Genomic DNA, 7385 nt, shown 5'->3' on the forward strand with positions numbered 1-7385 from the left:
TCACCCACTACATCGCCCGATCCCTACTCGAAACCGGCGGATTCAGACCCCAACTACACCGTCAATCATGAAGAGCCAGGAAACCCTTCGGCGGTCCGCTGACCGAGCGCATCGAGATGGGCCCGGAGCGCGGCGCCTTCGGGGGTCTGCCTCATCTGCGGAGACAGGGCTGTGTACGCGCGGGCGGCGTCGGCGAGGAAGCGTTGCTTGGTCACGATGAGCCTGGCCATCGCGATCAGAGCCTCCACCGGTTCCATGGTGAAGGTCGCCTCGGAATCGTGTCCTTTGTCCTCGATCATCCCCGCACCTTATGAAAATGCAGAAGTGAACACACAGCTGCCTCAGCTCTAAGTGGTACAGCAGCGCGACTCTGAATAAGACGCTCAGTGGTGCAGCGCGATAGTCTCGATCGGACCCTCAAAGAAAGTGAGCTAATGCCCGCATTTGTGACGACCGACTACGTGGACGACCTCGACGACACCGACATCGACCCGAAGAACGTTGACACCGTTGACTTTTCGTACCGAGGAAATACCTACACTTTGGTACTGACCAAACAGCACGGTTCCCAGTTCGACAAGGACATCGCGCCGTGGATCAAGGCCGCCAAGAAAGCACAGGCACAGGTGGCCCGCGCGGGAAAGGCCAAGCCCGCAGCTCGCACTCAAAAGTCCACGAGGACAGACAAAACCGCCACCGCGGCGAAGAACTCGGCAGGACGCAAGGCAGCGCCGTCTCGCACGACCGAAGCCGCGAGCAAGTCGGCACCGGCCCGCAAGGCTGCGCCCGCCCGCAAGGCCGCGGCGAGCAAGACGACCGTGAACACCAATGAACGCAGCCGCGCCAAGGCCATCCGCGCATGGGCTGCCAACAACGGCCACAAGGTGTCCGATCGGGGCCGCATTTCCGCATCGGTGGTCGAGGCTTTCGACGCCGCTCAGTGAGACACCCCGCCGGCATGCCGAAACTGGTGACGGGCAGCCCCCGCCGGCCCCAATAAACTTGCGTCACGCGGCAGCAGCAGCGTCGAGCTGCGCGTATCAAACAGGGGGAGCACGCGATGACGAACATGCCTGGGTTCGGCCACGGGGGCTACGGGGGCGGCTGGACACCGCCGACGGTAGGTCAGCAGCCAAGTGCAGGGCAGTGGGGCGGCGCCAGCCAGCCGGCCGCCCCGCCCACCGTGCCGCCCATCGTGCCGCAGCGGCCCGCGGCGGGCATCAACGCTTACGGCCAGGTCCCGGGGCCGGTGCCGCCGGCAGCCGGGTACGGGCAACCCGCCCCGACCAATCCGTACAGGCAGCCACCCACTCCGGGCAAAAAGAGCCGCAAGCCACTGGTGATCGCCGCGGCCATCGTCCTTGTTCTGGCCGTTGCCGGCGGTGTCGGTTGGAAATTCTTCGGCAGCGGCTCCGGCCCAGGGAACGCCGGTTCGGCGGCCGACGCCGTCAAGGGATACCTCGAAGCGCTGGCGCGCGGCGACGCGAACGGCGCCCTGGCGTACAGCAACGATCAGCCGGCCTCGAAAGACTTTGTCACCGACGACATCCTGAAAAAGCAGATCGCCAAATGGCCCATCACCAACATCCGCGTCCTTGACGACGACTCAACGGCTCTCAATTCACTCACCGGGTTCAGTCGAGTGCACATCGCGGTGAACTTCGGCGACAAGACCTCCGATACGACCCTGACGGTGAAAAAACAGGACGGCCGCTGGGGACTGACGCACGCAACGGTGAAACTCGACACGACAGCTGGCGTCGGCAGCCAGGAACTCCCTAACACGCTGACGATGTTCGGGAAGCCGTTGAACGGCAAGACTATCTACGTGTTCCCCGGATTCTTGGACGTGGCTTCGACGAACACCAACATCGCCGTAACCACGAAACCCATCCTCCTTGATGGCCTGGCCACCGGGGGAACGTCCGCCTACCTGGCGGCCACCTACGAAGTCTCCGAGGCCGCGAAAGCCGCGATCCTCAATGGCGTCAAAGCCGTCACGGACACCTGCACGAACTCCCGTCTACATCGGCCCCCGTCGCCGTGCAACGTCGTGGCTATCGGAATGCAAGACGGAACCGTCAACTGGCCGTCGGCCGATTTCAGCCGCCTCAAGATCGGCACCACCCTTGACCCGTACCAGGGATTGCAGACCAGTGTGATGGGGCAGGCGGACTTCAACGGCGTCACAGGTCTGGGGCGCGACGGCCAGCCGCGCCCGCCCGAAAACCACACGATGTACATCTACGGCACGGTTGATCTGAAAACGTCACCACCGGTCGTCGCCGTCCGGTAGAGGCGCTCAGTAGACCACCGGCCGTTCGGATGGACGTCGCGCGTGGCTGGCACCCCTCGGGCGCCAGGGCGCACAGCGAGCTTCGGACGCGAATACCCATCGGCCGTGGCGTCGCCTGGCAAGTGATTTGGTGCAGGGAAGCCTCCCCGGCGCCCCCTAGACTTACGGTGCGTGACGGCAGCACCAATCTGCCTGTCGAACATAGGGGGAGCAGGGAAGAAATGACGAACATGCCCGGGTCCGGTAACGGTGGCTACGGGGGTGGGTGGACACCACCTGCACCCGGCCAACAGTCCAGCGCCGGCGGGCCAGTCAACGCGTACGGACAGCCGCTGGCGCAGCCGCCGCAGGCCTCACCCGGTAACTATCCGCCGCGTCAGCCCGGCACAAACGCCTACGGCCAGCCGTTGGCCCCGCAGCAGCCGCCAGTGCCGCCCTCTGTTCCGCCGCAGCCAGGGACTAACGGCTACGGCCAGCCGCTGGCCCTGCAACAGCCCGTCGCACCGCTGCCCGGCTACGGGCTCCCGCCGGGAGGCAACGGTTACGGGCAGCCACCAGTGCCGGCCAAGAACCGCAAACCGTTGCTCATCGTCGCCGCGATTGTGGTCGTCGTGGCGATTGTTGGTGCTGCTGGCTGGACGTTCCTGAACACGAGCAGCAGCTCCGGCCCTGACAGCGCCGCCTCTGCCGGCGACGCCGTAAAGGGCTACCTCGAGGCGCTGTCACGCGGGGACGCGAACAGTGCTCTGGCATTCAGCAGCGACCAGCCGGCGTCGAAGGACTTCCTGACTGACGACATCCTCAAGCAGCAGATCGCCAAGTGGCCGATCACGAACATCCGCATCCTCAGCGACAGCTCGGCCGGCAATGGCAACTCCGCGATCGGCTATGGCCAAGTCCACGTGGCGGTGAACTTCGGTGACAAATCGTCCGATACAACCCTGACGGCCAAAAAAGACGGGGACCACTGGAAACTGGAGCGGGCCGCCATCAAGGTCGAAGCCACCAGCTCGGGTCTGGGCAACCAGGCGGCGGCGAACACGTTGACGATTTTCGGAAAGCCGTTGAACGGCAACGCCGCCTATGTTTTTCCAGGCTTCCTGGACGTCGCCTCCAGTAACCAGTGGATTACCGTGACGACGAAACCTGTTCTCCTGGATCAGCTTTTGACCGGTGGCTCGAGTGCATCGTTGCAGCCCACGTACACGGTCACCGATGCAGCCAAGACGGCGATCATGGCTCAAGTCAAGACCATCACCGATGCGTGCACGAATTCGCATGCGGCTGCTCCGCCGAAACCGTGCGACACCGTGGCTTTCGGCGTGGTCGACGGGACGGTCAACTGGGGGCCGGCCGATTTGAGTCGCGTCAAGATTGACAACATCGACAACTACAGCTCAGCGGGGCTGACGGTCCGCGTGTCAGGTCAGGCCTTCTTCAATAACGTTACAGGCCAGGGGCAATGGAACGGCGGGGGCATCAAAACCCTTGACCAGCAATCGATGTACATCAATGGGTCCGTCGATCTGACGCGTTCCCCGTTGACCCTGTCTCAGAAGTAGGCGGCCCCGCTGCGCGCGGATGGGTCTCGCGCGCAGCGGGTTTGCGTCGGGCAGGGATGAGGACCTACGCCGTACCCGATCTCTACGACATGATTACTGTGCTGCACCCGTTGTTCACAACCGCCGCGGCGCACGAAGATAGCCACATCTATGTGTGGATCAGAGCGTAATGACTGACTAGCTGCGAGCAGTGGTGAGGTGGTTACTCCGACCCTGGCTTGAAACCGGTGACGACCAGTTCTCGTTGACGGCGGCGAATTTGACGCCTGGCTTCCATGGCGCCCATGCGGTGCGGCTCGCTCGCCGCCGGGTCCATTCGGATCACGGTTACGGTCTGGATGTCGGTCGGACTAGTCCCAGACTTAGGCTGTGGTAGGCCAATCGCTGCGACAGAACGCAATCCCAGTCCGCAGGCGATGGTCGCTATCAGCGAGAACCGGATTCCAGTGTGGCTGCCCGCTGTGGGGGAGATCACTGTTCACTGCCGTTCGGTCCCGGCGACGTTTTCCGACTACCCCTTACAGAGTTCGGCATCGCTGCCGAATGTTGATTCGGTTGTAAGCAGGGGGATTTCATCTTGTACATCCAGAACCCCATATCTGACGGTGCCGCCGCGCGCAGCCGACGCAGAATGCACGCCGCGGATCTGCGAGAACCGCATGATGGGTGACACGGTGACTGCCCGCGATATCGCTGCTCGGCTGCCGGACATCGACATTCTCCGGAGACGATGCCTGGCCGCCGCGACCTTGGATGCGATCCTGTCCCCGGTTTGGGATGGCCGCTGCTACTCGTTTACCGCTGACTGGGGCGGGGATGCTTCGGCAGCCGAAATCCGGGACGGTTGCGGCAATCACTGCTTCATCGTGTTCACCGCCGATGGCGTGTTCATCATCGGTTTCGATCACGAGTCGCCGATGTCGCCTTACCGGCGAGCGGACGCCCGCCATAGCGGCTCCCCAGAACTGTGGCCGGGCCTCGTTGATGGTCTTCCCGCCGTATTCACGCCGTTCCTCACCGAGCCGGCGTTCACCGGCCCGGGAGGCGTTCTCGCCATGACGTTCTGCATCTGGCGTGAACACCACGACTCTCGGTGGTGCACCGGGCCGGTCGACTTCACGGCATTAGATCGCTACGACACAGACGGTGCCCACGAAATGCTTGGCGTCTTGTGCGACCCCACTCCGGCGGAGGCGTACGGCACGTTCGCGTTCGAGTACTTCGAAGTCGACCTCGATCCAGTGGCGCTGGAGCACATCTTCGCTCTTGGTCCGATCACCGATCAGCTCGTGCGGAGCATCAATCCCTCGGCAACACTCGATGACCTTGCCCGAGACTTGGCGTCCTCGGGATACCCCACTGGCCAGCCGCACGAGGACAGGCCAGCGATGTTTCATTCGACGCCGCCCATACCGAAGGAGACTCGCAACGTGGGAACGTGGGGCACTGGACCATTCGACAACGATGGCGCCGGCGACTGGTCCGACGCATTCGCCGCTGTCGCCGTTGGCGATCGGCCCGGGTTCCTCAAGGACACCCTCTCTAAGTGGCAGCGAACTGACTATCTTGACAACGACGCCTGCCAGGAGATCGTCGCGGCAGCTGCGACGATCGCTGCGGCGTTGCCCGGGGGACCGCCGATCGATAGCGAATTCGGCCCCAAGACCCTGACTGCCGAACCTGGATTCGCGGTCAGCGAAGATTTGAGAGAAGCGGCTGCCGACGCCCTGCGCGCCGTGGCGGCACCGCAGTCGGAGTGGGCGCAGCTGTGGGCGGAGACCGAGGACGAATCCGAAGCACACTGGTCGGTCACCCAGCTGATCACCGATCTGCAGCCCTATAAGGACTGGGCACCATTTCCTCGCCTCGAGGACGCCGTGGCCGCCCACCTGCGTGACCCCGCGGTGGCGCTGGAGGCGCTAGGTGGGATCGTGGAATTCGATGCGGTACAAGCCTTCACCATCGAACGGCGCGTCACCGACGAGGACTGGGGGCGATCGCTGTATCAGGAGATCGCCCTGATCGACGACGAACGGCTCATCGTGTGGATGGGTGACGACATCCGAGACGACGACGTGCCGCTGTTCTCGTCAGAAGCGCGCGTCATACCGCTGTCATGGGTCTACGACGCCTCCCTCGACGAGCGCTACCGCCTGCAATCCGGGGCGCGGACCCTGCACAGCGTGCACCTACACCTGGACGTCGCCATCATCGACGTCGCCACCCGTGTACCCGACACAGACAAGACCGAACTCCGGACACGAGGCTTTTACTTCAGCAAGGCAGTCGACGATGGGGGCCAGGATCAGATGGTGCGACTCGCCGCGTTCGGTAGGGCCGCGGCGAAGCTGGTTCGCCGCCGCGGCTGACCGACTTTTGCGCGCTGCGCGGTGTCGCTTCGTTGAACGAACCGGTAGCGGACCGGCGGCCGATAGTGGCGTACCCTGATCGTGTATTCCCCGGCGGGTGTGCCTCTCCTGTGCAGCAGTGATTCGCAGCCGGGGGTCTCATTCTCAATTTCGGTGACGGACAGCGTAATCCGCCGGTTCGCAACGTCCCGCCACACCAGGTGCTTAACGTCACGTGACAAATAGTGCAGTCTATCGCTGGGCGTAGCAAGGTCGCCCGACTGACAGACGTTGCGGTCGGCGCAAGGAATTCCGCCACTGTCAGATGGTTCTGGACGTCAGAACTGAGGCCCGGCCGGCACTATCAGATAGTCATGGATTCGGGCGCGTGCGGGCGGCGAGGCACGTGGCTACTGCAGAAAACACGAGCTAGCTCAGGGCCAATGCAACTTCAGATGGTTCTGGAAAACGGCGCAGGTCCGGACAGCTCTCGCGTTGGCCTGGATTTAGCGTCAACAAGTTCCAGATTGCATCGGACACGGGAAACGACAACCGAAACACCGCTCGCGAAGTATCAGCAAACTACTTAGCCGAGCTACCGATAATTAATATTATGACATTTCAAGTACTCCGTTTTCATCAGATGAATCACGGATAGCGTTGCATAGCAACATATTTCGTGCATCTGCCACCTCGATTGCGCCGCCGTCTCTGCGGCTTTATACGCGGGGGCGCTGTAACTCGCTGCACTCCTTGATATTCCGATGTCCCTGCAAGCTGGGCCATGTGCGGCACGACGAATGATTCATCGAATGAATCAATAATCTCCGGGCTGAGCGACCGGGGTGGGGCCTGGGTTCGAGCCGACTGGGCGTCGGGTCAGCTCGCTACGACTGCCACCATCGGCGGGTGGTTGCCGGCTTCTCAGGAATCATGGCCGGGCGTTGAAGCTGTTCCGTCGCCGCTTGGCCAAACCAACCCAGCCAGCGATTGATGAAGTCAGAGAGGTCCGATCGATTGATCTCCTGGAAATCCCACGCGAGTTGCGTGGTTACCAGCCCAGGTGAGAGCGCACCACGTGCTTCGATTCCGTCCAACTCGAAGGTGTCGCTTGCCAGGGTGATGGGACCACCTGATTGCCAGGGGGATGGGACCACCGTGGCGCGTTACTGAGGATGC

At 62.9% G+C, this 7385-nt stretch carries 5 protein-coding genes; 4 read left to right on the forward strand and 1 reads right to left on the reverse strand.

Annotated features, from left to right (window positions below; genetic code table 11):
• Window positions 1-65: 65 nt before the first annotated feature.
• On the reverse strand, window positions 66-299 hold the full coding sequence (locus ACJH7A_RS29650) for a hypothetical protein (protein ID WP_406803248.1): 234 nt from the start codon (window positions 297-299) through the stop codon (window positions 66-68).
• 87 nt (window positions 300-386) lie between these two features.
• Between ACJH7A_RS29650 and ACJH7A_RS29655 the strand changes: the two genes are divergently transcribed.
• From ACJH7A_RS29655 to ACJH7A_RS29670, 4 genes are all read left to right on the forward strand, one after another.
• Window positions 387-944 (forward strand): histone-like nucleoid-structuring protein Lsr2, encoded by a 558-nt coding sequence (locus ACJH7A_RS29655; protein ID WP_406803249.1) that lies wholly within the window; start codon window positions 387-389, stop codon window positions 942-944.
• A gap of 251 nt (window positions 945-1195) precedes the next feature.
• Entirely contained in the window at window positions 1196-2296 is a 1101-nt protein-coding gene (locus ACJH7A_RS29660; protein WP_406803250.1) for a hypothetical protein, read from the forward strand.
• A 221-nt stretch (window positions 2297-2517) separates the two neighbouring features.
• Complete coding sequence (locus ACJH7A_RS29665; RefSeq protein WP_406803251.1) at window positions 2518-3858, forward strand: hypothetical protein; 1341 nt, start codon at window positions 2518-2520, stop codon at window positions 3856-3858.
• 275 nt (window positions 3859-4133) lie between these two features.
• Window positions 4134-6227, forward strand: a complete 2094-nt coding sequence (locus ACJH7A_RS29670; RefSeq protein ID WP_406803252.1) for a DUF4259 domain-containing protein — start codon at window positions 4134-4136, stop codon at window positions 6225-6227.
• The last annotated feature ends 1158 nt before the right edge of the window (window positions 6228-7385 follow it).

Source organism: Mycobacterium sp. SMC-17, assembly GCF_045310915.1.
Lineage (GTDB): Bacteria > Actinomycetota > Actinomycetes > Mycobacteriales > Mycobacteriaceae > Mycobacterium.

Coding starts and splice junctions, on each gene's coding strand:
- ACJH7A_RS29650 (WP_406803248.1), bottom strand. CDS start 299: ATGATCGAGGACAAAGGACACGATTCCGAGGCGACCTTCACCATGGAA.
- ACJH7A_RS29665 (WP_406803251.1), top strand. CDS start 2,518: ATGACGAACATGCCCGGGTCCGGTAACGGTGGCTACGGGGGTGGGTGG.
- ACJH7A_RS29670 (WP_406803252.1), top strand. CDS start 4,134: ATGGCGCCCATGCGGTGCGGCTCGCTCGCCGCCGGGTCCATTCGGATC.